The 25,885-nt window shown below is 70.3% G+C and carries 15 protein-coding genes; 11 read left to right on the top strand and 4 right to left on the bottom strand.

The features are described 5' to 3' along the window. Nucleotide 1: 1 nt before the first annotated feature. The 5 genes from mtrB (at nucleotide 2) to ACFVYF_RS37125 (ending at nucleotide 7,227) form a co-directional block, all read left to right on the top strand. Nucleotides 2-2,074, top strand: coding sequence for an MtrAB system histidine kinase MtrB (gene mtrB, locus ACFVYF_RS37145; protein WP_389462468.1), 2,073 nt, complete (start codon nucleotides 2-4; stop codon nucleotides 2,072-2,074). After that, the gene (locus ACFVYF_RS37140) at nucleotides 2,064-3,893 is read left to right on the top strand and encodes an LpqB family beta-propeller domain-containing protein (protein WP_389462467.1); all 1,830 of its coding nucleotides are present in this window, start codon (nucleotides 2,064-2,066) and stop codon (nucleotides 3,891-3,893) included. The genes mtrB and ACFVYF_RS37140 overlap by 11 nt, the downstream gene beginning before the upstream one ends. Before the next feature lie 407 nt (nucleotides 3,894-4,300). Next, nucleotides 4,301-5,266: a ComF family protein gene (locus tag ACFVYF_RS37135; protein ID WP_389462466.1), complete on the top strand. Its 966-nt coding sequence runs from the start codon at nucleotides 4,301-4,303 to the stop codon at nucleotides 5,264-5,266. 315 nt (nucleotides 5,267-5,581) lie between these two features. Continuing rightward, nucleotides 5,582-6,274, top strand: a complete 693-nt coding sequence (gene hpf, locus ACFVYF_RS37130; protein ID WP_389462465.1) for a ribosome hibernation-promoting factor, HPF/YfiA family — start codon at nucleotides 5,582-5,584, stop codon at nucleotides 6,272-6,274. A 206-nt stretch (nucleotides 6,275-6,480) separates the two neighbouring features. Then, nucleotides 6,481-7,227 carry a response regulator gene (locus ACFVYF_RS37125; RefSeq protein ID WP_383285307.1) on the top strand — a complete coding sequence of 249 codons (747 nt, stop codon included), beginning with the start codon at nucleotides 6,481-6,483 and terminating at the stop codon, nucleotides 7,225-7,227. A 48-nt stretch (nucleotides 7,228-7,275) separates the two neighbouring features. On the opposite strand, the gene ACFVYF_RS37120 is transcribed toward ACFVYF_RS37125, so the two are convergent. After that, entirely contained in the window at nucleotides 7,276-8,466 is a 1,191-nt protein-coding gene (locus tag ACFVYF_RS37120; protein ID WP_389462464.1) for a winged helix-turn-helix domain-containing protein, read from the bottom strand. 214 nt (nucleotides 8,467-8,680) lie between these two features. Then, entirely contained in the window at nucleotides 8,681-9,268 is a 588-nt protein-coding gene (locus tag ACFVYF_RS37115; protein WP_389462463.1) for a GNAT family N-acetyltransferase, read from the bottom strand. 289 nt (nucleotides 9,269-9,557) lie between these two features. On the opposite strand from ACFVYF_RS37115, the gene secA reads away from it, so the two are divergent. Further along, nucleotides 9,558-12,395: a preprotein translocase subunit SecA gene (gene secA, locus ACFVYF_RS37110; protein WP_389462462.1), complete on the top strand. Its 2,838-nt coding sequence runs from the start codon at nucleotides 9,558-9,560 to the stop codon at nucleotides 12,393-12,395. Between the two features lie 263 nt (nucleotides 12,396-12,658). Here secA and ACFVYF_RS37105 read toward each other — a convergent pair whose 3' ends face one another. Beyond that, nucleotides 12,659-13,387 carry an Rv3235 family protein gene (locus ACFVYF_RS37105; RefSeq protein ID WP_389462461.1) on the bottom strand — a complete coding sequence of 243 codons (729 nt, stop codon included), beginning with the start codon at nucleotides 13,385-13,387 and terminating at the stop codon, nucleotides 12,659-12,661. Nucleotides 13,388-13,883: 496 nt separating this feature from the next. Between ACFVYF_RS37105 and ACFVYF_RS37100 the strand changes: the two genes are divergently transcribed. Together ACFVYF_RS37100 and ACFVYF_RS37095 are read left to right on the top strand one after the other, a co-directional pair. Then, nucleotides 13,884-14,399, top strand: coding sequence for a DUF6912 family protein (locus ACFVYF_RS37100; protein WP_389462460.1), 516 nt, complete (start codon nucleotides 13,884-13,886; stop codon nucleotides 14,397-14,399). 61 nt (nucleotides 14,400-14,460) lie between these two features. Then, nucleotides 14,461-15,126, top strand: a complete 666-nt coding sequence (locus ACFVYF_RS37095; protein WP_389462459.1) for an HAD family hydrolase — start codon at nucleotides 14,461-14,463, stop codon at nucleotides 15,124-15,126. Between the two features lie 136 nt (nucleotides 15,127-15,262). Here the strand turns inward: ACFVYF_RS37095 and ACFVYF_RS37090 are convergent, their stop codons facing one another. Continuing rightward, nucleotides 15,263-15,829, bottom strand: coding sequence for a DJ-1/PfpI family protein (locus tag ACFVYF_RS37090; RefSeq protein WP_389462458.1), 567 nt, complete (start codon nucleotides 15,827-15,829; stop codon nucleotides 15,263-15,265). A gap of 755 nt (nucleotides 15,830-16,584) precedes the next feature. Here ACFVYF_RS37090 and ACFVYF_RS37085 point away from each other — a divergent pair. The 3 genes from ACFVYF_RS37085 to ACFVYF_RS37075 all read left to right on the top strand — a co-directional run bounded on the left by ACFVYF_RS37085 (nucleotide 16,585) and on the right by ACFVYF_RS37075 (nucleotide 25,868). Next, nucleotides 16,585-21,531 (top strand): NAD-glutamate dehydrogenase, encoded by a 4,947-nt coding sequence (locus ACFVYF_RS37085; RefSeq protein ID WP_389462457.1) that lies wholly within the window; start codon nucleotides 16,585-16,587, stop codon nucleotides 21,529-21,531. Nucleotides 21,532-21,837: 306 nt separating this feature from the next. Further along, entirely contained in the window at nucleotides 21,838-24,705 is a 2,868-nt protein-coding gene (locus ACFVYF_RS37080; RefSeq protein ID WP_389462456.1) for a CDP-glycerol glycerophosphotransferase family protein, read from the top strand. Next, nucleotides 24,702-25,868 (top strand): glycosyltransferase, encoded by a 1,167-nt coding sequence (locus tag ACFVYF_RS37075; RefSeq protein ID WP_389462455.1) that lies wholly within the window; start codon nucleotides 24,702-24,704, stop codon nucleotides 25,866-25,868. The genes ACFVYF_RS37080 and ACFVYF_RS37075 overlap by 4 nt, the downstream gene beginning before the upstream one ends. Nucleotides 25,869-25,885: the final 17 nt, after the last annotated feature.

Here is a 25,885-nt window from a genome sequence, read left to right as displayed (position 1 = left end):
CATGTCCAGGGACAGTGCCGCTTCGGCGCCCGGACAGCCGGGGACCCGTGCGGGGCGGCCTGTCGGGCAGAAGGTGACGGACTCCCTCTGGGCGCGGTTCGTCCAGGGCGGGCTGCCCCAGGGCGGAGTCCAGGGCAGCCCGGTCTTCCGGCTGTTCATGCGCTGGGTGCGCCGTCCCCTGCTGCCGATGATGCGGCTGTGGCGGCGCAACATCCAGCTCAAGATCGTCGTCACGACGCTGCTGATGTCGCTCGGAGTGGTGCTGCTGCTGGGCTTCGTCGTCATCGGGCAGGTGCGCAACGGCCTGCTGGACGCGAAGGTGAAGGCGTCGCAGAGCCAGGCGACCGGTGGGTTCTCGGTGGCCAAGCAGAAAGCGGACACGGCCGCGGCATCGAGCGGCGACGGCGGTTCCGGCGCGGAGGGCCGTTCCTCGCAGAACGTCAGCCCCCAGTGGATGAGCGACCTCGTGGAGTCGCTGTCCAGCGGCGGGCAGGGTGCCTTCGACGTGGTGACCCTCAGCGCCTCCGCCGCGGTCGGTGACGAGAGCGGCGGGCGCGGCCCGCGCTCCTCGGGCAACGTCGACCCGGCGGCGAGCGTGCCGGAGGATCTGCGGCACCGCGTCGACACCAGCATGGTCGCGGCCCAGAGCTATACGCGTGTCGTCTACACGGACGAGAAGGAGTCCCAGCCGGCGCTGGTCATCGGCAAGCAGGTCAACGACCCCAAGGGAAACCCGTACCAGCTGTACTACCTCTTCCCGCTCACGCAGGAGGAGAAGTCGCTGAGCCTGGTCAAGGGGACGCTCGCCACGGCGGGGCTGTTCGTCGTGGTGCTGCTCGGGGCGATCGCCTGGCTCGTGGTGCGCCAGGTGGTCACGCCGGTGCGGATGGCCGCGGGGGTCGCCGAGCGACTGTCCGCCGGGCGCCTCCAGGAACGTATGAAGGTCACCGGCGAGGACGACATCGCGCGGCTCGGTGAGGCCTTCAACAAGATGGCGCAGAACCTGCAGTTGAAGATCCAGCAGCTGGAGGACCTGTCGCGGATGCAGCGGCGGTTCGTCTCCGATGTGTCGCACGAGCTGCGTACGCCGCTGACGACCGTCCGGATGGCCGCCGACGTCATCCATGACGCGCGCGTGGACTTCGATCCGGTGACCGCGCGGTCGGCGGAGCTGCTCGCCGACCAGCTGGACCGGTTCGAGTCGCTGCTCGCCGACCTGCTGGAGATCAGCAGGTTCGACGCGGGTGCGGCGGCGCTGGACGCGGAGCCGATAGACCTGCGTGAGGTCGTACGGCGGGTGCTCAGCGGGGCCGAGCCGCTCGCGGAGCGGAAGGGCACGCACATACGTGTCGTCGGCGACCAGCAGCCGGTGGTCGCCGAGGCGGATCCACGGCGCGTGGAGCGGGTGCTGCGCAACCTCGTCGTCAACGCCGTGGAGCACGGCGACGGCAAGGACGTGGTGGTCAAGCTCGCCTCGGCGGGCGGAGCGGTCGCCATCGCCGTGCGCGACTACGGCGTGGGACTCAAGCCCGGCGAGGCGACCCGGGTGTTCAGCCGCTTCTGGCGGGCGGACCCGGCACGCGCGCGTACCACCGGCGGTACGGGGCTGGGGCTGTCCATCGCCCTGGAGGACGCGCGGCTGCACGGGGGCTGGCTCCAGGCGTGGGGCGAGCCGGGCGGTGGTTCACAGTTCCGGCTGACGTTGCCGCGGACGGCCGACGAGCCGCTGCGAGGCTCGCCGATACCCCTGGAGCCCAAGGACTCACGGCGTAATCGTGGACTTAATGACGCCGGTCCGCCCCCGGGCGGCGGCAAGCTCGCCACGGTGCCCGTGCAGTCGCAGGCCGACACCGGGTCGCCGATGGCGAACCGGACGACCGGCGTGACTCCCACGGCCGACCCGACAGCGCTGCCCGGCAACGGCGCGCGCGTGGTGCCGCGCCCCGCGCAGGGCGCCCGGCGGCAGGACAACAGGCCGACCGCCGCGAGCGGAGGGCAGAGCGCCCAGGGGCCGCCCCCGAGCGGCAGCGGACCGGACGAGGTCAAGGAAGGGGAGACATTTCGTGGGCGCTGAGGGGGGTGGCCGCAGGCGCCCGCTGCGCATCGGCGTGTACGTCGGCTGCGGTGCCGTACTGCTGGCCGGATGCGCCTCGATGCCGGACAGCGGGGATCTGCGCGGCGTCGAGTCCACGCCGCGTCAGGACGCGCAGGTGCGCGTCTTCGCGATGCCGCCGCGGGACAACGCGCGGCCCGAGGAGATCGTGCAGGGCTTCCTGGAGGCGCTGACCAGTGACGACCCGGGGTACGAGACGGCGCGCAAGTACCTGACCGCGGACGCCGGACAGAAGTGGAAGCCGTCGTCCTCCACCACCGTCCTCGCGGACGGGCCGAGCACCGTGGCGGACCGCACCGGGGCCCGGGAGGGCAGCGACGACTACGCGTACACGTTGACCGGCGCCAAGGTCGCCACCGTGGACGGGCAGCACGCGTACGCGCCCGACAGCGGGAAGTACACGAAGACGGTGTATCTCACGCAGGAGAAGGACAAGCAGTGGCGCATCGACGGACTGCCGCAGGGCGTCGTGATGGGCAAGTCCGACTTCCAGCGCAACTACCTGTCCGTCAACAAGTACTACTTCGCCTCCACCGTGCCCACGGGCTCGGGCGGCCGGCCGGGAGCCGTCGCCGACCCGATCTACGTGCGCAAGGAGGTCGACCCGATGACCGAGACGGTCCAGGCGCTCCTCAAGGGGCCCACGCGCTGGCTCGACCCGGTGGTGAGGTCGAGCTTCCCCACGCATACGGCACTGAAGAAGGGCGTCAGTTCACTGGCGCCGGACGATCAGAACGAGCTGACGGTCCCGCTGAACGCGAAGGCGGACCACGTCGGTCAGACCCAGTGCACCAAGATGGCGGCCCAACTCCTCTTCACGCTCAAGGACCTGACCCCCACCGGGGTCGACGAGGTGAAACTGCAGCGGTCCGACGGCTCGCAGCTGTGCGTGCTCGGTGAGGACCAGGCAGAGGGCGTCGCCTCGCGCGGCACCGGAAAGCGGCCCGAGTCCCAGTACTTCCTCGACGGCAAGCACCGGCTCGTACGGCTGCCCTCCGCGGGCAGCGGCAAGGAGCCCGAGCCGGTGCCCGGTGCGCTGGGCGAGGGCGACAAGGCGCTGCGGGCCGCCGCGGTCTCGCGCGACGAGACCGGCGCGGCCGGGGTCTCCCTCGACGGGCGTTCGCTGTACGTGGGGTCGCTGGTGTCGGGCGGTTCGCTCGGCGAAGCGGTGCTGCACAGCGACGGCAGGACCGAGGACGACCGGCTGACGACACCCAGTTGGGACGGGTCGGGCGACCTGTGGGTGGCCGACCGGAACCCCAAGGACCCGCGGCTGCTCCTGCTGGAGAAGGGCGCCGGCGAGCCGGTGGTGGTCAGGACGCCGCAGCTCGACGGACGCGTACAGGCGGTGCGGGTGGCCGCCGACGGGGTGCGGGTCGCGCTGGTCGTGGAGAAGGGCGGCAAGACGTCCCTGCAGGTCGGACGGATCGAGCGCGAGGACAAGGGCGGTGAGCGCTCCGGCGTCTCCGTCCTCGAACTGCGCTCGGTGACCCCGCAGCTGGAGGAGGTCACGGCCATGTCGTGGGCCGCGGACAGCCAGCTCGTGGTCGTGGGGCGCGAGTCCGGCGGGGTGCAGCAGATGCGGTACGTCCAGGTCGACGGCTCGACTCCGCTGCGTACACCGCCCTCTGCGCTGACGGGCGTGAAGGACATCGCCGCCTCGGAGGACGAGCGGCTGCCGCTGGTGGCGTACTCGGTGGACGGGATCGTGCGGCTGTCGTCGGGATCGCAGTGGCAGAAGGTCGTCAAGGACGGGACGGCGCCGGTCTATCCCGGATAGGCGGGCCCGGGCAGGACCGAGGACCGGGACGGCTTCTGCGGAATGCCGTGCCGGTTCTTCGGTGTGCGGTGCCGGTTCTTTGCTGGTGCCGGTCCTTCGCTGTGTCGTGGGGCTCGCTGCGGAATCCCGCCGCCGTGCCGGCGGGTGCTCCGGTGTGCCGTGCCGTGCCGTGCCGGCTCGGTTCGGATTCGCTTTCGCTGAGCGGCTCGCTGCGGAATCCCGTGCCGGCCGGTCCTCCGGTGTGCCGTACCGGCTGGTTTCGGATTCTCCGTGCGGTCCGCTTCGGGGATCCAGTGCCCGCTCGCTTCGGCGTGCGGCCGAAACTCCGGTGAGGGCGCGCTGAGTTGTCCACAGGGAGTTATCCACAGGGGTGGCAGGGTGGCGCCGGTGTTGGCACAGTGGTGGGCATGCGGGGGTGGTGGCAGGACCTCACCGACCTGGTGCTCCCGGCTGAGTGCGGAGGCTGCGGGAGGCCTCGTACGGTGCTCTGTCCCGAGTGCCGTGCGGCTCTTCGCGGGTCCGCGCCGTGCCGGGTGCGGCCGGAGCCGGAGCCGGCGGGACTGCCGGTGGTGCACGCGGCGGCTCCGTACGAGGACGAGGTACGGGCGGTGCTCCTCGCCCACAAGGAGCGGGGCGCGCTGGCGCTGACGGGCCCACTCGGAGCGGCTCTGGCAGGAGCCGTACGGGCGGGGACGACAGGACATGTGCGGGTAGGGCCCGGCGAGCGGCCGGAGTGCCGGGCTGCCGGGTCTGCGGGTGCGCTGGAGGGCGTCGCGCAGGCTTCGTGGGGCCCTGTGGCGGCCGGGCCTTCCGGGGCCGCCAGAGGCCCCCTGGTGCTTGTTCCCGTGCCGTCCGCGCGCAGGGCTGTTCGGGCCCGGGGGCATGATCCCGCGCGGCGGATCGCGCTCGCGGCGGCGGGGGAGCTGCGGCGCAGCGGGACCGCGGCCCGGGTGCTCGGTGTGCTGCGGCAGCGGCGGGCCGTGGCTGATCAGTCGGGGCTCAATTCCCGGCAGCGGATGGAGAATCTCGCAGGCGCGCTGGAGGTGGCCGCCGGGGGAGCGGGGCTGCTGGCCGGCGCAGGCCGGGTCGTGCTCGTCGACGACCTGATGACCACGGGCGCCTCGCTGGCCGAGGCGGCGCGCGCGGTGCGGGCGGCGCTCACGGAAGCCGCGGCGGCCGCACGCGTGTACGGCTCAGGAACACGGGAAGCAACGGGAGTACGGATCGAGGAGGTGACGGCGGCGGTGACGGACATGGCGGCGGACCGAACACACGCGGACCGGGGGACGGCCGACGCGGTCATCGCTCGGGGCCGGATCTGCGCGGCTGTGGTCGCGGCCTCACCGAGCGCTTTCGAAATAAACCGGAACTGACAGGAAACTTGCATCGTTGCAGGTAATGAGACGGTCAATTCACCTGAACGGAGGTACGCCGCAGTAGAGGGTGACGACATCCGTCCGGGCGAGATATGTTCGGTTGTGAGGCAATGGCGCAGGCCGCACCTCGCAGATCCGAATGCCATGTCGCGGGTTTTCTGTAATCACCCGTGACGGTTGGGGTGGAGATCTTGCCCGCGGGGGAGGAGGAGGTGACAGTCACCGAGTCCGAGGTTCCGGGGCTCACCGGAGCCTGGTGCAAAAGGGAGACGCTCCGCGGTTGAGCGGAGCGATCCGGGAACGGAGTTCTGCGTGGACATCGTCGTCAAGGGCCGCAAGACCGAGGTGCCCGAGCGGTTCCGCAAGCACGTGGCCGAGAAGCTGAAGCTGGAGAAGATCCAGAAGCTCGATGGCAAGGTGATCAGCCTCGACGTCGAGGTGTCCAAGGAGCCCAACCCCCGGCAGGCCGACCGTTGTGACCGAGTGGAGATCACCCTCCGCTCCCGCGGTCCGGTGATCCGGGCGGAGGCAGCGGCAAGCGATCCGTATGCGGCACTCGACCTGGCGGCGGACAAGCTCGAAGCCCGGCTGCGCAAGCAGCACGACAAGCGCCACACCCGCCGTGGTGCCGGCCGGCTCTCGGCGGCCGAGGTCGCCGACAACGTCCCGGGCGCAGCGACGCTGAACGGCAACGGCAGTGTCGTACACGATGACCAGTCGGACAGTGTGCCGACCAAGAAGATCGGTTCGCTCGAGGTGGTGGGCGAAGGCCCCCTCGTCGTCCGCGAGAAGACCCACGTGGCTGCCCCGATGACGCTCGATCAGGCTCTCTACGAGATGGAGCTGGTCGGGCACGACTTCTATCTTTTCGTCGACTCCGAGACCAAGGAACCGAGTGTCGTCTACCGGCGGCACGCGTATGACTACGGCGTCATCCACCTCAACACGGACCCCATGGTCGCCCAGGCAGCGTCGGACGCGCCGGGCGGTGCGCTCGGCGGCTGACCTCCGCCGGTGACAGCTGAATCGGTGCCCCTGGTGTGCGCGTGCGCCCCCAGGGGCACCGGTGTGCGACCGCTTAGGACCCCGCTCTGTCACCGCACTGTCGTCCAGGCATGAAATCATGGCCGCAACGGCCCCAACCGGGAGGCCGTTGCCTTGGGTTGGCGATGGCACAGGACCGCAGGCCACGGCCTTCAGGGGGAGGAACGATGGCGGACAGCTTCGGACCGATGCGTGATGACGACGCCGACGACGGCGTCGCCGGCATGGGCCCGGACGCGGCCCCTCCACGCAAGGAGCCCATCCGGGTCCTCGTCGTGGACGACCACGCCCTCTTCCGCCGCGGCCTGGAGATCGTGCTCGCGGCCGAGGAGGACATCCAGGTCGTCGGCGAGGCGGGTGATGGCGCCGAGGCGGTCGACAAGGCCGCCGATCTGCTGCCCGACATCGTGCTGATGGACGTCCGGATGCCCAAGCGCGGTGGCATCGAGGCATGCACCTCCATCAAGGAGGTGGCCCCCAGCGCAAAGATCATCATGCTGACGATCAGCGACGAGGAGGCCGACCTCTACGACGCGATCAAGGCGGGCGCGACCGGCTATCTCCTCAAGGAGATCTCGACGGACGAGGTGGCCACCGCCATTCGCGCGGTGGCGGACGGCCAGTCGCAGATCAGCCCCTCCATGGCGTCGAAGCTGCTCACCGAGTTCAAGTCGATGATCCAGCGCACGGACGAGCGCCGGCTGGTGCCCGCGCCCCGGCTCACGGAGCGCGAGCTCGAGGTCCTCAAGCTCGTCGCCACGGGGATGAACAACCGGGACATCGCCAAGGAGCTGTTCATCTCCGAGAACACCGTGAAGAACCACGTGCGCAACATCCTGGAGAAGCTCCAGCTGCACTCCAGGATGGAAGCGGTCGTGTACGCGATGCGGGAGAAGATTCTCGAGATCCGCTAGGCCGCGGGTCGGCTCGCAGCGGGCGAGGGTGCGCCGTCCGCGTCAGGGTCATGCCAGGGCGCGGGTCAGCTCTCTGGTGAGCGGGTCGCGCAGCTCCGGGGAGTCCACGCGCTCCACACGCACATGCGTGCAGTCCACCCAGCTCGCGGCCTCCAACAGGGCCTGGGCGACCGCGGGGACGGACTTGGGGCCGTCCAGGGTGACCTGCTTGGCGACCAGCGTGCGGCCCGCGCGCGCGGGATCCACCCGGCCGACGAGCCGGCCGCCGGCGAGGACCGGCATCGCGAAATAGCCGTACACCCGCTTCGGCTTGGGCGTGTACGCCTCCAGGCGATGGGTGAAACCGAAGATCCGCTCCGTGCGCGCCCGCTCCCAGATGAGGGAGTCGAACGGCGACAGCAGTGTCGTACGGTGCCGGCCGCGCGGAGCCGTCGCCAGCGCCGCCGGGTCGGCCCAGGCGGGCTTGCCCCAGCCCTCCACCGCCACCGGGACCAGGCCCGAGTCCGCGATCACCGCGTCGACCTGCTCGCCCTTGAGGCGGTGGTAGTCGGCGATGTCCGCGCGCGTGCCGACGCCCAGGGACTGGCCCGCGAGACGGACGAGGCGGCGCAGGCACTCGGTGTCGTCCAGCTCGTCGTGGAGCAGGTGCTGGGGGATCGCGCGCTCGGCGAGGTCGTACACCCGCTTCCAGCCGCGGCGCTCCGTGCACACCACCTCGCCGTACATCAGGGCGCGCTCCACGGCGACCTTCGTGCCCGACCAGTCCCACCAGTCGCTGGTCTTCTTCGCGCCGCCCAACTCGGTGGCCGTGAGCCGACCTTCGGTGCGCAGTTGCTTGATGACCTGGTCGTACGTGCCGTCCGGCAGGGCGTGGTTCCAGTGCGGGCGGGCGCGGTAGGCGCGGCGGCGGAAGGCGAAGTGGGGCCACTCCTCGACGGGGAGGATGCAGGCCGCGTGGGACCAGTACTCGAAGGCGTGGGGTGCGCCGTCCGAACCCGGCGTCCAGTACGCCTCGTCCACCGTCTTGCGGCCTACCGCGCCCAGGCGGGCGTACGGGATGAGTTCGTGGGAGCGGGCGAGGACCGAGATGGTGTCGAGCTGGACCGCGCCCAGGTGGCGCAGGACGCCGCGCACTCCGCCCTTGCGGTCGGGGGCGCCCAGGAATCCCTGGGCCCGCAGGGCGATGCGGCGGGCCTCGTCGGTGGTGAGGTCTGCGGTGGGACGCGGAGTGCTCGTCATGCCCGCACGATAGGCGGTGCCACTGACACAAGGGGCCGGCCCGGGGGTACGCCCCCTTCCGGGCCCGGGGTTGGGGCCGGCCCCTCCGGAGGTGCGCCCCGCTTTCGGGTCCCGGCGTTGCTGCCGGCGTGCTGATTTCGCCCCCTCCGCCCCTGCCCTTCCCGTACCTGGGGGCTTCGCCCCCAGACCCCCCTGTCGCGCTTCGCGCTCGTCCTCAAACGCCGGACGGGCTGAAACTCGGTCCCGGCAGGTAGGGCGCTGTTGACGGCAGGCCCAGGTCTGAGGGGAGCAGGGAGGCGATCCAGGCGTCGCGGCGTACGCCCTTGTTGTTGAGGGCGGAGCGGAGGGTGCCTTCGAGGGTGAAGCCGGCGCGTTCGGCGACCGCGCGGGAGCCCGTGTTGCCGACCTCCGCGCGCCACTCGACGCGGTCGATGCCGCGGTCGGTGAAGGCCCAGCGGGAGGCGGCGAGCACGGCTTCGGTGGTGTAGCCGTGGCCCCGGTGTTCCTTGGTGGCCCAGAAGCCGACCTCGGCGACGCCCAGGGAACGCATCATGAGGCTGAGCATGCCGACGAGGTCCCCGGAGGGGACGAAGACGCCGAAGGTGAACAGCGAACCGTCGGCCCAGCCGTCCGGTGCCAGCTGGCCGACGAACCCCTCGGCGTGCTCCCGCAGATAGGGCGAGGGGATCGTCGTCCAGCGCTGGATGTCGGGGTCCTGGGCGGCGTCGTAGACGGCGCCGGCGTCGCGTGGGCCCACGGCGCGCAGCAGGAGACGGTCGGTGGTGAGCGTGACGGGTTCCATCGGCCGATTCTGCTCGGGCTCGGGTGGCGGCGCCACGATTTTCGGCCTGAGCCCCGTCGAGCGGTCCGCGAGGCCCACGGAATTCCGAACGGTGCGTGAGGCTGCGATCACGGTTCGCTTATTTCGTGGCCGGACGCGGCACCATCCGCCACCCCCGCCCGTTGTCCTAGTGGCTGTCACGAGAGCAGGCCTCCCGGCGCGGTGGGGTCCTCGCATACGATGGCCGTTGCTCTGTTGCATCAAGGAAAACCGACCGTCCTAGGCCCGACCGGCAAGGAGACAAACCCCCGTGTCCGTCCTCTCGAAGATCATGCGTGCAGGCGAAGGCAAGATCCTGCGCAAGCTGCACCGCATTGCGGACCAGGTCGCCTCCATCGAAGAGGACTTCGTCGACCTCTCCGACGCCGAGCTGCGGGCCCTCACCGATGAGTACAAGCAGCGGTACACCGACGGCGAAAGCCTCGACGACCTGCTGCCCGAAGCGTTCGCCACCGTCCGTGAGGCTGCCAAGCGCGTCCTTGGCCAGCGCCACTACGACGTGCAGATGATGGGCGGCGCCGCGCTCCACCTCGGCTACGTCGCCGAGATGAAGACCGGTGAGGGCAAGACACTCGTCGGCACCCTGCCCGCGTATCTGAACGCCCTCTCCGGAGGCGGCGTCCACCTCATCACGGTCAACGACTACCTGGCCGAGCGCGACTCCGAGATGATGGGCCGCGTCCACAAGTTCCTGGGCCTGAGCGTCGGCTGCATCCTCGCCAACATGACGCCGGCCGAGCGCCGCGAGCAGTACGCGTGCGACATCACGTACGGCACGAACAACGAGTTCGGTTTCGACTACCTGCGCGACAACATGGCGTGGGCGCAGGACGAACTGGTGCAGCGCGGCCACAACTTCGCGATCGTCGACGAGGTCGACTCGATCCTCGTCGACGAGGCCCGTACGCCGCTGATCATCTCCGGCCCGGCCGACCAGGCCACCAAGTGGTACGGCGACTTCGCCAAGCTGGTCACCCGCCTGAAGAAGGGCGAGGCGGGCAACTCCCTCAAGGGCATCGAGGAGACCGGGGACTACGAGGTCGACGAGAAGAAGCGCACCGTCGCCATCCACGAGCCCGGTGTCTCCAAGGTCGAGGACTGGCTGGGCATCGACAACCTCTACGAGTCGGTCAACACCCCTCTGGTGGGCTACCTGAACAACGCCATCAAGGCGAAGGAGCTCTTCAAGAAGGACAAGGACTACGTCGTCATCGACGGCGAAGTCATGATCGTCGACGAGCACACCGGCCGTATCCTCGCCGGCCGCCGTTACAACGAGGGCATGCACCAGGCGATCGAGGCGAAGGAAGGGGTGGACATCAAGGACGAGAACCAGACGCTCGCGACGATCACCCTGCAGAACTTCTTCCGCCTCTACAAGCGTCACGACCAGGACGGCAAGGAACTGCCCGGCCTGTCCGGCATGACCGGTACGGCGATGACCGAGGCCGCCGAGTTCCACCAGATCTACAAGCTCGGCGTCGTCCCGATCCCGACCAACCGGCCGATGGTCCGCAAGGACATGTCCGACCTGATCTACCGCACCGAGGTCGCGAAGTTCGAGGCGGTCGTCGACGACATCGCCGAGAAGCACGAGAAGGGCCAGCCGATCCTGGTCGGCACGACCTCGGTCGAGAAGTCCGAGTACCTCTCGCAGCAGCTCAGCAAGCGCGGTATCCAGCACGAAGTGCTGAACGCCAAGCAGCACGACCGTGAGGCGCCGATCATCGCCCAGGCCGGCCGCAAGGGCGCCGTGACCGTCGCCACGAACATGGCCGGCCGTGGTACGGACATCAAGCTCGGCGGCAACCCCGACGACCTCGCCGAGGCGGACCTGCGTCAGCGCGGTCTCGACCCCGAGGAGCACATCGAGGAGTGGGCCGCCGCACTGCCCGCCGCCCTGGAGCGGGCCGAGAAGGCGGTCAAGTCCGAGTTCGAGGAGGTCAAGGAACTCGGCGGGCTGTACGTCCTCGGCACCGAGCGGCACGAGTCGCGCCGTATCGACAACCAGCTCCGCGGCCGCAGCGGCCGTCAGGGCGACCCGGGCGAGTCCCGCTTCTACCTCTCCCTCGGCGACGACCTGATGCGCCTGTTCAAGGCGCAGATGGTCGAGCGCGTCATGTCGATGGCCAACGTGCCCGACGACGTGCCGATCGAGAACAAGATGGTCACGCGCGCGATCGCGTCCGCCCAGTCGCAGGTCGAGCAGCAGAACTTCGAGACGCGTAAGAACGTCCTGAAGTACGACGAGGTCCTCAACCGGCAGCGCGAGGTCATCTACGGCGAGCGCCGCCGCGTCCTGGAGGGCGAGGACCTGCAGGAGCAGATCCAGCACTTCATGGACGACACGATCGACGCCTACATCGAGGCCGAGACCGCCGAGGGCTTCGCCGAGGAGTGGGACCTGGACCGGCTGTGGGGCGCCTTCAAGCAGCTCTACCCGGTGAAGGTCACCGTCGAGGAGCTGGAGGAGGCGGCCGGCGACCGTGCCGGTCTGACCGCCGAGTTCATCTCCGAGTCCATCAAGGACGACATCCACGAGCAGTACGCGTCGCGTGAGGAGCAGCTCGGCTCCGAGATCATGCGTGAGCTGGAGCGCCGGGTCGTGCTGTCCGTCCTGGACCGCAAGTGGCGTGAGCACCTCTACGAGATGGACTATCTCCAGGAGGGCATCGGCCTGCGGGCCATGGCGCAGAAGGACCCGCTGGTCGAGTACCAGCGCGAGGGCTTCGACATGTTCACCGCCATGATGGACGGCATCAAGGAGGAGTCCGTCGGCTATCTGTTCAACCTGGAGGTCCAGGTCGAGCAGCAGGTCGAGGAGGTCCCGGTCGAGGACGCCGCGCCGTCGCTGCAGAAGGAGGACGCGGTGCCCGCGGGTGCGCGTCCGGAGATCCGCGCCAAGGGCCTCGACGCCCCGCAGCGGCCGGACCGGCTGCACTTCTCCGCGCCCACCGTGGACGGCGAAGGCGGCATCGTCGAGGGCGACTTCGTCGACGACGACGAGCCGGTGCGCTCCGAGGCCGACGGCCTCACGCGCGCGGAGCGCCGCAAGCAGCAGAAGGGCAGCCGGCGCCGCAAGAAGTAACGGCCGCCGCGGGAAGTGACCTGCCGCGCGCGAGCGCCGGCAGCCGGCTGAGGGCCGGGCACCTGAGGGTGTCCGGCCCTTTGCCGTGTCCGACCTGTTGCCGTGTCCGGTCCTATGCGGGTCCGGTCCTTCGCGGGGTCCGGCTTCGTACTGCCCGGTCCCGCCCTTCGGACTGCCCGGGCCTGCGTCCTGCCCAAACGCCGTGCGGTGTCTGCGGTGGCCCGAGGGGCGGTGAGCCGGTGTTCCCGGATGCCGGGTGGGGCTCAGTCGTCGTCCGTGTGCGGCATGCGGGGGCCGCCAAGTTCCACGGCCGTGCAGCGCCAGCGCAGGTCGGGGCCCTGTTCCAGACGGAAGGCCATCGCCCGGAGCTGTTCGCCGGCGCCGATGCGGGCGAAGGCCTCGATCGCGCCCGGACGCGGCACGTAGTACCCGATGTCGCGGACGACGGGCCGGGTCCCGCGGGTGCGCAGCGGCCCGCGTTCGGCGAGCCAGGCGAGTTCGTCGTAGGCGCGGCCGGCGGTGTGGCGCAGCATGCAGTGGACGGGCCGGTGGCCGCTGAGCACCGCGAGCAGCCGGTCGGCGAAGAGGTCGGTGGGCCGGGGCTGGGCGACCGGGCTGAGCGGGCCTCCGGCGGGCGCGGTGCGGGACGCGGCGCCGGCCGGTGCCGTACCCGGTGTGCTCGTCGTGGTGCGGGAGCGCCCCGGGGCCGAGTGCGCGGGGGCCCCGTCTGCCGTCCTGAGCGGGACGGGAGCCGGCGGGGCGGGCGGAGTGGTGGTCTGTGCGGGCGGAGTCGTGGCCTGGGCGGGCGAATGGGTGGCCGGGGCCATGGGCGCCGACGGCTGTCCGGCGCGGGGCGTGGTGCGCGGGGTGCCGCCGCCCGGGGTGCGGGGCGGGGCGCTGCCCGGGCGGCCGGTGTCCTGGCGGCCCGGCGGACGGCTGCCCGGCGGACGGTTGCCCGGGTGGCGCTTGGTCCTGGTCATCACCTTGTTCATACGACGTCCCCGTTCCATGGGCCCGAACTGAATACCGGGCGGTAACTTCTTGGTGGTGATCTTGTACGGGGCGGGAGACGGCGGCGGCAAGGACCGTGGGGCCGCGTCGGAGGCGGCCGGGGCGTTCACCTATCAGGGTGGCCGGCGACGTACGAGGGCATGCCGGAGCCGGGGCGTACGGGGTGAAGTGCGGGAGCGGGGTGGACGGCGCCCGGCGCCTGGCCCGGGCCCCGAAAGGGGACGGCCGCACGTATCCTGAAGGCCCTCCCGGAGACGCGGGACCGCCCTTCCGGGGGCACGGGACCGCCCTTCCGGGGACAGGGGAATGCCTTTCCGGAGGTTCGGAAACGTCCTTCGGAGGACATGGGAATGTCCTCCCGGAGATGCGGGAACGCCTTCCGGAGACACGGGAACGCCCTCCCGGAGGCGCGGAAGCGTTCTCCTCCGGGCACGCCGACCCTCAGAGCCCCACCCTCCGACTACGAAAGCGGCCACCATGCGCGTCTACGTCCCCCTGACCCTCTCCGGGCTCGCCGAGGCGTACAAGACGGGGGAGTTGGGGGCGGAGCGGTTCGTCGCGTACGCCGTCACTCCCGCGCTGCGCGAGTGGTACGTCTCCGACGACATCGAAGAGCTCGAGTACGCGGCGCTGAACCGCGCCGCGCTGGCCTCCCTGCGACTGGTCGCGGTCGATCCCGGTGCCGCCCGGCGGCGGGTCGTGGTCGCGGTCGACGTGGCCGACGGGGCGGCGGCGGCCGATCCCGATCGGGGACTGGACCCGGGGGCGCTCGGCGAGGTGCGGGTCACCGGGCCCGTACCGCTGGCCAAGGCGGCCGCCGTGCACGCCGACTCGGACGACGCCGAGGCGGACGTCACCGCGGCGGCCGAGGCGCTGGGCGCGGCGGACCTCGGGGACGACGACGCCCAGTTCACCGTGGACGGCGCCGAGGACCATGAGCTGCTCTGGTTCGCGAGGCAGGAGATCCCCAACCTGATCGGGCTCGGCGACTGAGATCTCCGGAGACCGGACCATCCGGCGATCCGTTGTCGGTGGGGCCGGGTACGTTTTGGATATGGGGAAGCACGAAGCAGCGCACATTGTGTGGGACTGGAACGGGACGCTGTTCCACGACAACGCGGCCATCATCGGGGCGACGAACGCGGCGTTCGCCGAGCTCGGCATCGAGCCGATCACACTGGAGCGGTACCGGGCGTTGTACTGCGTCCCGGTGCCGAAGTTCTACGAGCGGCTGATCGGCCGGCTGCCGACCGACGCCGAGTGGCAGATCATGGACGAGACCTTCCACCGGTACTACGCGGAGCACCGGACGGGCTGCGGGCTCACCGAGGGCGTGCCGACGCTGCTCGCCGGCTGGCGATCGGCGGGGCGCAGCCAGTCGATCCTCAGCATGTACGGGCATGAGGAGCTGGTTCCGCTGGTGCGCGGGTTCGGGATCGAGCCGCACTTCATACGGGTCGACGGGCGGACCGGGCCGTCCGGCGGCAGTAAGGCCGAGCACATGGTGCGGCACATCGGCGCGCTTGCCCAGGTGGATCCGGCGCGCACCGTCGTGATCGGGGACGCCGCCGATGACGCGGTCGCCGCGCTGCACGTGGGAGCGCAGGCGGTCCTGTACACCGGGGGTTCCCACAGCCGGGCCAGCCTCGAGCAGGTGGGCGTGCCCGTGGTGGACACCCTGGAGGAGGCCGTGGAGGAGGCCGAGCGGCTGGCCGCCTGACGCCGGCGCCCTGCCCCCGACGCCGTACTCTCGCGTCCTGCCCCCGACGCCGTACTCTCGCGCCCTGCCCCCGACGCCGTACCCGCGCGTCCTGCCCCCGGCTCCCGTCCATGGGCGGAAGCCGGGGGCAGGACGGTCAGGTCACCGGTGCCTTCGCCCGCAGGACCGTGAGGAACTCCCGCATCCAGGCGGAGTGGTCCGGCCAGGCACGGGAGGAGACGAGCGTGCCGTCGACCACCGCCTCCGCGTCCTGGAAGGTGGCGCCGGCGGCCTGCATGTCCAGCTCCAGTGCCGGGTACGCCGTGACGCGCCGGCCCCGCAGGCCGTCCACCGCGGCCGTCAGCAGCGGGCCGTGGCAGATCTGGGCGACGGGCTTGTCCGCGTCGAAGAAGGACTTGAGGATCTTGCGGAGTTCGGGGTCGTTGCGGAGGTACTCCGGCGCGCGGCCGCCGGGGATGACGAGGGCGGCGTACTGGCCGGGGTCCACATCGGCGAACGCGAGGTCCGCGGGCCAGGTGTAGCCGGGCTTCTCCGTGTAGGTGTCGAAGCCGGGCACGAAGTCGTGGACCACGAACTGCAGCTGCTTGCGGGCGGGGGCCGCGATGTGCACTTCGTAGCCCTCCTCGCGCAGGCGCTGGTAGGGGTAGAGAACTTCCAGCGACTCCGCTGCGTCGCCGGTGACGATGAGGATCTTCGCTGCCATGTCGCTGCCGCTCCATTCAGCCGTGCCTGTGCCGCCGTGGGCCGTCCTGGCCAACGTGCCTCCGCGGGGAGGTCTTGCCAAGGGGGCCTGCCCGCCGCGCACACCCGCGTGACGCGTCCGCCGCCCCGGCGCCGTCGCCACCTGTGGCACCGGTGACGCCTGCGCCGCGACCGCCACCTGTCGCACCCGTAAGCCTGCGTCGCCGCCGCCACCCGCAGCACCGGCGACACCTCCGGCACCGCTGAAGCCCCACCGGCACACGCACCCGTCGTCCACTGCCAAGACTGCTACGACAGCGGCGGTACTGCACGTCCTCGTCCGTTTCGTCCCTGTGCATACTGTCAAAGTTCCACCCCCGGTTTTGTACACATACGGCTCATGACGGGTCCGGGGTAGGGGGCGATAGCCTGGTGGCGTGATCAGCGCGATATCTCGCGGGGGCATCGTCGCCCCTGCCCCGCGCCCGGAGAGCACGGACGACATCCGTGACCGGGCGTCAATCGCTGATCTTCGCGGGCGGGCCGGGGTGGCGGCGACCGCACTCCGTATGCCGGGGACACCTCCGGGGCGGACGTTGCCGAGAGCAGCATCACAGTCGCCGCGGGTGCCGAAAATGGCTGATAACCCCCCGCCCATCTCTCCATGCGGCATAGCGTCGGACCAGACCGGACACCCCGCGTCTCGGCGTTTCGTCGGAGAAGAGACCGTACTTCCTTCTACGTCACGCAATGGCGCGCGACAGGAGCCAGAGGACAATGCAGACCAAGCTGGACGAAGCCAAGGCCGAGCTGCTCGAACGGGCCGCCCGGGTAGCTGAGAACAGCCCGGTCGGGGGGCACCTACCGACTGGGACGACGGGCGAGGGCACCCCTGACCGGGACACCGTGCTCGCGTTCCTCCAGCGCTACTACCTGCACACCGCCCCGGAGGACCTCGCCGACCGCGACCCGGTCGACATCTTCGGAGCCGCTTTCTCCCACTACCGGCTGGCCGAGAACCGCCCTCAGGGCACGGCCAACGTGCGGGTCCACACCCCGACCGTCGAGGAGAACGGCTGGACCTGCAGCCACTCCGTGGTCGAGGTCGTCACTGACGACATGCCCTTTCTCGTCGACTCGGTCACCAATGAGCTCTCGCGGCAGGGGCGCGGCATCCATGTCGTCATCCACCCGCAGTTCGTCGTACGGCGTGATCTGACCGGCAAGCTGAGTGAGGTGCTGCCGGGGCGGCCGACCGGTGAGCTCCCGCACGACGCCTCCGTCGAGTCCTGGATCCACGTCGAGATCGACCGCGAGACCGACCGCGCGGACCTGAAGCAGATCACCGCCGACCTGCTGCGCGTGCTGTCCGACGTCCGTGAGTCCGTCGAGGACTGGGAGAAGATGCGCGACTCGGCGCTGCGGATCGCCGAGGAGCTGCCCAAGGAGCCGACCGCGGACGACCTGCGCGACCAGGAGGTCGAGGAGGCCCGTGAGCTGCTGCGCTGGCTCTCGGACGACCACTTCACCTTCCTCGGGTACCGCGAGTACGAGCTGCGGGACGACGACTCGCTGGCCGCGGTGCCCGGCACCGGCCTCGGCATCCTGCGCTCCGACCCGCAGCACGGCGGCGACGACAGCCACCCGGTCAGCCCGTCCTTCGAGCGGCTGCCCGCCGACGCCCGCGCCAAGGCCCGCGAGCACAAGCTGCTGGTGCTGACCAAGGCCAACAGCCGCGCCACCGTCCACCGGCCCTCGTATCTCGACTACGTGGGCGTGAAGAAGTTCGACGCGCACGGGAACGTCGTCGGTGAGCGCCGCTTCCTCGGGCTCTTCTCCTCGGCCGCGTACACCGAGTCCGTGCGCCGCGTGCCGGTCATCCGCCGCAAGGTCCAGGAAGTCCTGCGCGGCGCCGGCTTCTCGCCCAACAGCCACGACGGGCGCGACCTGCTCCAGATCCTGGAGACGTATCCGCGCGACGAGCTCTTCCAGACCCCGGTCGACGAGCTGCGGACCATCGTCACCAGCGTCCTGTACCTCCAGGAGCGGCGGCGGCTGCGGCTGTACCTGCGCCAGGACGAGTACGGGCGCTACTACTCCGCGCTGGTCTACCTCCCGCGCGACCGCTACACCACCGGCGTGCGTCTGCGGATCATCGACATCCTCAAGGAGGAACTCGGCGGCAACAGCGTCGACTTCACGGCCTGGAACACCGAGTCGATCCTCTCCCGGCTGCACTTCGTGGTGCGGGTCCCGCAGGGCACCGAGCTGCCGGAGCTGTCCGACGCCGACAAGGAGCGCATCGAGTCGCGCCTGGTCGAGGCCGCCCGGTCCTGGGCCGACGGCTTCGGGGAGGCGCTGACCGCCGAGTTCGGCGAGGAGCGCGCCGCCGAGCTGCTGCGCCGGTACAACAACGCCTTCCCCGAGGGCTACAAGGCCGACCACTCGCCGCGCGCGGCCGTCGCCGACCTGGTCCACCTGGAGCACCTCAGCCACGCCCAGCGCGAGGGCGTCAAGGACTTCGCGCTCAGCCTGTACGAGCCGGTGGGCGCCGCGCCCGGTGAGCGCCGCTTCAAGATCTACCGCACCGGCGCGCAGGTCTCGCTCTCCGCGGTCCTGCCGGCCCTCAACCGCATGGGCGTCGAGGTCACCGACGAGCGTCCCTACGAGCTGCGCTGCTCGGACCGTACGACGGCCTGGATCTACGACTTCGGGCTGCGCCTGCCGAAGTCGCCGAACGGCAACGGGGACTACCTCGGCGACGACGGCCGCCAGCGCTTCCAGGAGGCCTTCGCCGCCACCTGGACCGGCCAGGCCGAGATCGACGGATTCAACGCCCTCGTCCTGAGCGCCGGGCTGAACTGGCGCCAGGCCATGGTGCTGCGCGCGTACGCCAAGTACCTGCGCCAGGCCGGCTCGACCTTCAGCCAGGACTACATGGAGGACACCCTCCGCAACAACGTCCACACCACCCGGCTGCTGGTCTCGCTCTTCGAGGCGCGGATGTCGCCGGACCGGCAGCGGGCCGGGGTCGAGCTGACGGACGCCCTGCTGGAGGAGCTGGACGCGGCGCTCGACCAGGTCGCGTCGCTCGACGAGGACCGGATCCTGCGGTCCTTCCTGCACCTCATCAAGGCCACGCTGCGGACGAACTTCTTCCAGGAGGCGGCCGGCGGCAAGCCGCACGAGTACGTCTCCATGAAGTTCGACCCGCAGGCCATCCCGGACCTTCCGGCGCCGCGTCCGGCGTACGAGATCTGGGTGTACTCGCCGCGCGTCGAGGGCGTCCACCTGCGGTTCGGCAAGGTCGCGCGCGGCGGTCTGCGCTGGTCCGACCGGCGTGAGGACTTCCGTACCGAGATCCTCGGCCTGGTCAAGGCGCAGATGGTGAAGAACACCGTCATCGTGCCCGTCGGCGCCAAGGGCGGCTTCGTCGCCAAGCAGCTGCCGGACCCGGCCGCGGACCGTGACGCCTGGCTGGCCGAGGGCATCCGCAGCTACCGGACCTTCATCTCGGCGCTGCTCGACATCACCGACAACATGGTGGCCGGCGAGGTCGTGCCGCCCGCCGACGTCGTCCGGCACGACGGGGACGACACCTACCTCGTGGTCGCCGCCGACAAGGGCACGGCGACGTTCTCGGACATCGCCAACGAGGTCGCGCAGTCGTACAACTTCTGGCTCGGCGACGCGTTCGCCTCCGGCGGCTCCGCCGGGTATGACCACAAGGGCATGGGCATCACCGCCCGCGGTGCCTGGGAGTCCGTGAAGCGCCACTTCCGCGAGCTGGGGGTGAACACCCAGACCGAGGACTTCACCGTGGTCGGCGTCGGCGACATGTCGGGTGACGTGTTCGGCAACGGAATGCTGCTGTCCGAGCACATCCGCCTGGTGGCCGCCTTCGACCACCGGCACATCTTCATCGACCCGAACCCGGACGCGGCGACGTCGTACGCGGAGCGCCGGCGCCTCTTCGAGCTGCCGCGCTCGTCGTGGGCCGACTACAACACCGAGCTGATCTCGGCCGGTGGCGGTGTCTTCCCGCGTACCGCCAAGGCGATCCAGGTCAACGCGCACATCCGGGAGGCCCTCGGCATCGAGGCGGGCGTCGGCAAGATGACCCCGGCCGACCTGATGCGGGCGATCTTCCAGGCGCCGGTGGACCTGCTGTGGAACGGCGGCATCGGCACCTACGTGAAGTCGTCCGCCGAGTCGCACGCCGACGTCGGCGACAAGGCCAACGACGCGATCCGGGTGGACGGCGCCGACCTGCGGGTCAAGGTCGTCGGCGAGGGCGGCAACCTGGGTCTGACCCAGCTCGGCCGGATCGAGTTCGCCCAGCACGGCGGCAGGATCAACACCGACGCCATCGACAACAGCGCGGGTGTGGACACCTCCGACCACGAGGTGAACATCAAGATCCTGCTCAACTCGGTGGTGACGAACGGCGATCTGACCGTCAAGCAGCGCAACAAGCTGCTCGCCGAGATGACCGACGAGGTCGGCCACCTGGTCCTGCGCAACAACTACGCGCAGAACGTGGCGATCGCCAACGCGCTGGCCCAGTCCGGCAGCATGCTCCACGCCCAGCAGCGGTTCATCCGCCACCTGGTGCGCGAGGGTCACCTGGACCGGGCGCTGGAGTTCCTGCCCACCGAGCGGCAGATCCGGGAGCGGCTGAACAGCGGGCAGGGGCTCACCGGCCCGGAGACGGCCGTCCTCCTCGCGTACACGAAGATCACGGTGTCCGACGAGCTGCTCGCCACCTCGCTGCCCGACGACCCGTATCTGCAGAGCCTGGCGCACGCGTACTTCCCGACGGCGCTGCGCGACAAGTTCCGCGAGCAGATCGACGCGCACGCGCTGCGCCGCGAGATCGTCACGACGGTGCTGGTCAACGACACGGTCAACACGGGCGGTACGAGCTTCCTGCACCGGCTGCGCGAGGAGACCGGTGCCTCCCTGGAGGAGATCGTCCGGGCGCAGACCGCGGCCCGTGCGATCTTCGACTCCAGTGCGGTGTGGGACGCCGTCGAGTCGCTCGACAATGTCGTCGACGCGGCCGTGCAGACCCGGATCCGGCTGCACTCGCGCCGTCTCGTCGAGCGCGGCACGCGCTGGCTGCTCAACAACCGGCCGCAGCCGCTCCAGCTCGCCGAGACGATCTCGTTCTTCCGCGAGGGCGTCAAGCAGGTCTGGGACGAGCTGCCCAAGCTGCTGCGCGGCGCGGATCTCGAGTGGTACCAGCAGATCTGCGACGAGCTGACGGCGGCCGGGGTCCCGGACGAACTCGCCACCCGCGTGGCCGGCTTCTCGTCCGCCTTCCCGACGCTGGACATCGTCGCGGTGGCCGACCGCATGGGCAAGAACCCGATGGACGTCGCCGAGGTCTACTACGACCTCGCCGACCGGTTGTCGATCACCCAGCTGATGGACCGGATCATCGAGCTCCCGCGTGCCGACCGCTGGCAGTCCATGGCCCGCGCCTCGATCCGCGAGGACCTGTACGCGGCCCACGCGGCGCTCACGGCGGACGTCCTCGCCGTCGGCAACGGCACCTCCACCCCGGAGCAGCGTTTCAAGGCGTGGGAGGAGAAGAACGCCGCGATCCTCGGCCGGGCCCGCACGACCCTGGAGGAGATCCGCAGCTCGGACTCCTTCGACCTGGCGAACCTGTCGGTGGCCATGCGGACCATGCGCACACTGCTGCGGACGCATTCGTAGTCCGTACGTCGATGGGGGCGCCCCGGGCCGTTTCGGCTCGGGGCGCCCCCGTTTCCGTATGCCGTCGTACGTCGTGCCCGCACCGCGGCGGCGCCGTCCTCTTGCCCGGCTCTTGCCGAGCCCTTGACGTGCTCTCGGAGAATCCGGATCCCGAACTTACTTTTTACTGCTAAAAGGTACATTTGACTGACGTTGGCCTGAGAGGCGGGCGGCAACCCCCGCGCCCCGCTCGCCGTCTGCCCGGTCGGTACACAAGTGGACCAGCCCGCCTAGGTCGGCCCATCGGGAATGTCTAGGATAAATAGGATGAATGTGGATCAGCGTCGCCCGCCCGCCGTCTCCGTGGTCGTGATCGTCTACAACGACGCGCAGAGGCTTCCCACGGCGGTGCGTTCCGTCCTGGACCAGACGCTGCACGGCGTCGAGGTCGTCATCGTGGACGACCGGAGCACGGACGGCTCGCACGAGGTGGCGCGGCTGCTGGCGGCCGAGTACCCCGACCGGGTCCGCGCCTTCCGGCTCCCCGAGAACAGCGGCGGCTGCGGCGCCCCGCGCAACCACGGCATCGAGCAGGCCCGTGGCGACTACGTCCTCTTCCTCGACAGCGACGACGTCCTGGAGCGCAACGCCTGCCGGAACATGCTGGAGGCCGCCGAGCGGACCGGCGCCGACCTCGTCTCCGGCCTGTGCGTCCGCGTCCACGTCGACTCCCGTACGGGCAAGGAGGTCAAGTGGTACCCCTGGCTCTACGAGCGCACCCGCACCCTGGAGTCGGTCTCCGAGCTGCCCGACCTGCTGGTCTTCGACACCCTGTCGACCAACAAGTGCTACCGCCGGCAGTTCCTGCTCGACCAGGGGCTGCGCTTCCCGGTCGGCATCCACTACGAGGACCTGCTCTTCTCCGCCCAGGCGTACGTGGCCGCCCGCCGCATCACGCTCATCCCCAACCGGGTCTACGACTGGCGGGTCGTGGAGAAACCGGCGGCGACGAAGTCGATCAGCAACCGGCGTGACGAGATCGCCAACTTCACACACCGCATGGAGATCCACCACCGGGTCGACCAACTCCTCGCGGACAACGGCCTGCTGGAGCTGAAGTTCGCCAAGGACGTCAAGTGGCTCAAGCACGATCTGGTGCTGCATCTGCGGGAGCTGCCCTTCCGGGACGCGGCCTACCGCGAGGCGTTCGCCGGGATCGCCCGGCAGTACCTGGAGTCGATCGACCGCGCCGCCTTCGACGAGACCGAGCCCATCCACGCCATCTGCGCCTACCTTCTGCAGAAGAGCGACTGGGCCAACCTGCTGCCCGCCGTGGACACGCTGACCAACCGCGACAAGATCTCCTCGCCCCTCGTCGAGCGCGACGGACGCGTCTACTGGTGTGCCGAACACCTCGACGACGACTTCGGCCGGCACGTCCTGGACGTCACCGAACTCGGCTACCACACCAGGCCCGTCGAGCGGATGTTCCTGCGCAACGCCCTGACCTCGTACACGGAAGCCGGCGGCAGCGCCCGGCTGGCCGGACGGATCACCAACCCCCTCGGTGTCATCCCGCCCGGTGCCCGGCTCGCCGGGGAGCTGGAGTTCTACGCCCGCCGCCCGGGCGTCCGCTTCCAGACCTTCCGCTTCCCCGTGACGACGGTGCGGCACGAGGGCGAGACCATCGCCTGGGAGGCCTCGGCCGGCCTCGCCGCGGTCCGGCCGCTGGGCATCGTGGACGCCGTGTGGGACGTACGGCTGCATCTGGACGTCGACGGCGTCCGCACCTCGACCCGGCTGACGGCCGCCGAGCCCGACCTGGCCGCCGGCTCCCTGCCCGTGCGGCCCCGGCTCACCCGGCTGGTCGCCGACCGCATCGAACCGGTGGTCTCCACGCGCGGCCACCTCTCCTTCCGGCTCGTCCCGGACAAGAAGGCGAACGAGCTCGTCCAGCGGGGTGTGCACGGGCCGGCCGGCCGGCTCGCCAAGTCCGGCTACCGCAAGGCCAAGGCCCTGCGCAAGAAGCTGACCTCCGGGGACGCCAAACTCCGCCTGTACCACGAGGTGTTCACCCGTCTCCCGGTCAAGAAGGGCCTCGTCGTCTTCGAGAGCCACCTGGGCCGGCAGTACAGCGACAGCCCCCGGGCCATCTACGAGGAGATGCGCCGCCAGGGTCTCGACTTCGAGGCGGTGTGGTCGTATACGGGCGCTCCCGACGGCTTTCCGGCCGATGCCACCCTGGTGCGCCGCTGGTCGCTGCCGTATCTCAAGGCGCTCGCCCGGGCCGAGTTCTGGGTCGACAACCAGAGCTACCCGCTGAAGCTCACCAAGCGGCCGGAGACGACGTACCTGCAGACCTGGCACGGTTCGGCGCTGAAGCGGATGGGGTTCGACGAGCCCGAGTGGAAGCTCAGAACCCGGACCCAGCAGGACGAGCAGCAGCGCACCCTGGACCGCTTCGACCGGTTCCTGATCCGCTCCGAGCACGATGTGCGCACCCTGGCGCGGGCGTTCCGGCTCCAGGAGAAGACGCTGCTGCGGGTGGGGTATCCGCGCAACGACGCCCTCGTACAGGCCAAGGAGCGCGAGGAGAAGTCCGGGATCCGTGAACGCGGGCCGCTCGCCGCCGAGTTGGGCATCCCGGACGACAGGACCGTGCTGCTCTACGCGCCGACCTTCCGGCAGCGCGAAGGCAAGCAGCGGCGGTTCGAGCTGCCCTTCGACGTGCAGCGGTTCGCCGACACGTACGGCGACCGGTACGTCCTTCTCGTGCGCTCGCACTACCTCAACCACGTGGTGCTCCCGCCGTCCGTGCGGGGCCGCGTCATCGACGTCACCGCGCACCACGACATGACTCCGCTGCTGGCGCTCGCCGACGGGCTGATCACCGACTACTCCTCGGTGATGTTCGACTACGCCCTCCTCGACCGCCCGATGTTCTTCTTCGTGTACGACTACGAGGAGTACGTGCACGAGGGCCGCGGGACCTACTTCGACCTGCTGGAACGCGCGCCGGGACCCGTCGTGCGCACCGAGGACGAGCTGCACGCCGTCCTCGGCTCCCTCGACGAACAGATCGTGAAGTACGCGGCGGCGCGGGAGCGGTTCGTCGCCGACTTCGGCGAGTACGACAAGGGCACCGCCGCCCGCAGTGTCGTCGACCAGTTCTTTTCCCAGGGGAGGCGCGCGTGAGCGGGTACAGCGAGCGGGACGAGTGCGGACGCGACATCTTCTTCGTCTCCAACAGCGTCGACGAGCTGGGCGGAGTGACCAGTTGGTCGCACCAGATGGCACGCCTCTTCACCGAGCGCGGACACCGTGTCCAGGTCATCGGCATCACCGAGCCCGCCGTCGCCCAGGAACTGGGTGAACTCCCTTACCCCACCACGACGTTGTACGACGTCCACCCGCCGCGGGTCGCGGCGGCGGCCGGCCTCAAGGGGCGGCTCGGCGTGGCCGAGCGGCGGCTGCGTGCCGCCCGTGCGGCGGGCATGCGCGAGCAGGCCGCCAAGCTGACCGCGCTGTTCCGGGCCGCCCGGCCGGGAGCCGTCGTGATCGTCACGCAGGTGTGGGCCATGGAGTGGGTGGAACTCGCCGACACCACGGGGCTGATGGTCATCGGCATGAGCCACGAGTCGTTCCTGTTCTCGAAGTCGACCTCGCGCTTCCAGCGGGTGCTCCTGCACTACCGGGACGTCGACCGCATGCTGGCGCTCACCCGTGAGGACGCCGACCTGTGGATCGGACAGGGCCTGAACAACGCCTCGTTCATGCCGAACCCGCTCCCGTTCATGCCCGAGGTGCCGTCCCCGCGCACCGAGAAGGCCGTGGTCAGCGTGGGCAGGCTGACCGACCAGAAGGGCATCGACATGCTCCTCGACACCTGGGCCGAGGTCGCACCCCGCCATCCCGGCTGGACGCTGCGGATCTACGGCTCCGGTGAGGACGAGGAGATGCTGAGGAAGCAGTGCACGTCCCTCGGCCTCGACGACTCCGTCGAGTGGAGGGGCCGTACCGGCGATGTCCCGGCGGCCCTGCGCAGCGGGTCCGTGTTCGTGCTGTCCTCACGCGGCGAGGGCTTCCCGCTCGCCCTCATGGAGGCGATGGCGAGCGGCCTGGCGTGTGCCGCCTTCGACTGCGCGCCGGGCGTCCGCGAGATCGTCCACGACGGCGAGGACGGGCTCCTTGCCGGCCTCGGCAACACCGGTGAACTCGCCCGCAGGCTCGACACGTTGATGTCGGACAAGGAGCTGCGGGACGCGATGGGCGAGGCGGCCCGGGTCAACATCCAGCGCTACACGACGGAGGAGGTCGTGCGGCGCTGGGAGGAGCTGTTCCTCTTCCTGGAGAGGTGAGATCGCACTACCGGAGA

The sequence above is a fragment of the Streptomyces sp. NPDC058274 genome, assembly GCF_042881375.1.
In the GTDB taxonomy this organism is placed as follows: Bacteria; Actinomycetota; Actinomycetes; order Streptomycetales; family Streptomycetaceae; genus Streptomyces.
Note: the sequence above shows the minus strand (reverse complement) of the source record. Positions and strands in the feature narration are given on the sequence as shown.

Excerpts from the sequence above, each read along its gene's own strand:
- ACFVYF_RS37100 (WP_389462460.1), top strand. The coding sequence starts at position 13,884 with ATGCGCGTCTACGTCCCCCTGACCCTCTCCGGGCTCGCCGAGGCGTAC.
- ACFVYF_RS37080 (WP_389462456.1), top strand. The coding sequence starts at position 21,838 with ATGAATGTGGATCAGCGTCGCCCGCCCGCCGTCTCCGTGGTCGTGATC.
- ACFVYF_RS37090 (WP_389462458.1), bottom strand. The coding sequence starts at position 15,829 with ATGGCAGCGAAGATCCTCATCGTCACCGGCGACGCAGCGGAGTCGCTG.
- ACFVYF_RS37120 (WP_389462464.1), bottom strand. The coding sequence starts at position 8,466 with ATGACGAGCACTCCGCGTCCCACCGCAGACCTCACCACCGACGAGGCC.
- ACFVYF_RS37105 (WP_389462461.1), bottom strand. The coding sequence starts at position 13,387 with ATGAACAAGGTGATGACCAGGACCAAGCGCCACCCGGGCAACCGTCCG.
- mtrB (WP_389462468.1), top strand. The coding sequence starts at position 2 with ATGTCCAGGGACAGTGCCGCTTCGGCGCCCGGACAGCCGGGGACCCGT.
- ACFVYF_RS37085 (WP_389462457.1), top strand. The coding sequence starts at position 16,585 with ATGCAGACCAAGCTGGACGAAGCCAAGGCCGAGCTGCTCGAACGGGCC.
- ACFVYF_RS37125 (WP_383285307.1), top strand. The coding sequence starts at position 6,481 with ATGGCGGACAGCTTCGGACCGATGCGTGATGACGACGCCGACGACGGC.
- ACFVYF_RS37135 (WP_389462466.1), top strand. The coding sequence starts at position 4,301 with ATGCGGGGGTGGTGGCAGGACCTCACCGACCTGGTGCTCCCGGCTGAG.
- ACFVYF_RS37095 (WP_389462459.1), top strand. The coding sequence starts at position 14,461 with ATGGGGAAGCACGAAGCAGCGCACATTGTGTGGGACTGGAACGGGACG.
- ACFVYF_RS37115 (WP_389462463.1), bottom strand. The coding sequence starts at position 9,268 with ATGGAACCCGTCACGCTCACCACCGACCGTCTCCTGCTGCGCGCCGTG.